1 protein-coding gene is annotated in these 1,893 nt (G+C 38.5%); it reads left to right on the top strand.

All coding sequences use genetic code 11. The features are described 5' to 3' along the window. The coding region (locus E1140_RS00505; RefSeq protein WP_185153328.1) for an MBG domain-containing protein at nt 1-1,893 on the top strand (1,893 nt) is incomplete at both ends.

The raw sequence follows: 1,893 nt of genomic DNA on the forward strand, positions 1-1,893 counted from the left end.
GCAACTATAACGATCAGCAATACGACACAGACCTATAATACAAACCCTAGGCCAGTCACTACAGTGACCTCACCAGCAGGACTGACGGTAGCTGTGACCTACGCAGGCTCATCAACGCCTCCAACAAATGCAGGTACTTATGCAATAGTAGCGACCATTAATGATGCGAACTATCAGGGGGGCAATACAGGCAGTCTGACGATTAATAAAGCAACAGCAACTGTCAATGTATCGAATAATATTTTTACTTATGATGGTTCATCTAAGGCCGCATCATTTACCACCGTTCCTCCAGGGTTAACTGTTAGTTTGGGTTACAATGGGGATTTTGATAACAACCCTAAAAATGCCGGGGTTTATTCTGTAGAAGGTATAATTGAAGATAGTAATTATGAAGGTTCAGGGACTGGAACTTTAACAATAAATAAAGCTCAGGGTATTATTACTATCACTGATCTTTATCAAAATTTTGATGGTTCATCAAAAGCAGTTACTGCAACAACCAATCCGGGGGGGCTTACAGTTGATGTTCTTTATAATGGCTCGGCAAGTGTGCCATTATCAGTAGGAACTTATTCAGTAGATGCTACAATTAATGATATTAACTATGAAGGACAGAAGTCAGAGACTTTGATTATCAATGGTGTACCAACAACGTCAGGATTGGTTGATGTTAACGTTAATGAGGATGCTGATAATGTTTATTTCAACCTATATAATGCATTTGCAGATTTGGAGGATGGTGATAGTGAATTGATATATTCAGTTCATAATAATAGTAATCCATCTTTATTCAACGCGGTTGTTATTTCAGGAAGCAGTTTAATAATTGATTTTGCAGATGATCAATTTGGTTCTGCAACTATTACGATTAGAGCTACTGACCAAGGTGGACTTTTTGTCAATACTAGCACAACTATAACTGTGGCTGCAGTACAGGATGATCCAGAGTTTACAAGTGCAGCTGTTACCGGAGCAGTTCAGGATCAGTTATATACTTATAATATTACAACTTCGGACGCTGATCCGGGTGATGATTTAACAATAACTTCACTTATAGCCCTTCCTGGTTGGTTGGGGCTTATTGATAATGGTGATGGTACCGCTGTATTAAGCGGAACCCCTTCTAATAGCGATGCAGGTCAAACTTTTGGAATTGCACTTTCTGTCTCTGATGATAAAGGAAATGATGAAAATCAATTCTTCAACATCCTCGTTTCTAATTCAAATGATGCACCATTTTTTACAAGTACCCCTATAACAAATGCTACTCAAGATATAGAATATACATATTTCATTAATTCTGATGATGATGATAGCGGAGATGAATTGACATTGACTGCTCCGACTTTGCCTGATTGGCTTACTTTAAACGATAATGGTGATGGAAGCGGTTCTATCAGTGGGACTCCAGATAATACAGATACAGGAATAAATTCAGTATTGCTTCGGGTTACAGATAACTCTGGAGCTTCGGAAGATCAGAGTTTTAATATCAATGTAGGAAATGCGAACGATGCCCCATTCTTCACAAGTACTCCAATAATAAGTGCAACGGAGGATGCTATTTACATTTATAACATTACTGTAGATGATGATGATATAGGTGATGATTTAGAAATTAGGGTACTTTCAAAACCAACCTGGTTGAGTTTGACAGATAACGGGAATGGTACGGGTGTATTGACCGGTACCCCTTTGAATCAAAATGTTGGTAGTTCAAGTGTTGTTTTAAATGTTAGGGATCAGGATGGCGCTAATGTAAATCAGAATTTTTCTATAACTGTTGCAAACACCAATGATGTTCCTCAATTCACTAGTACACCAGTAACTGTAGCCATTCAGGACGCAGTGTATACTTACAATGTACAGGCTACCGACCCAGATGTAGGA

The organism is Fulvivirga lutimaris, from assembly GCF_009711525.1.
GTDB lineage: Bacteria > Bacteroidota > Bacteroidia > Cytophagales > Cyclobacteriaceae > Fulvivirga > Fulvivirga lutimaris.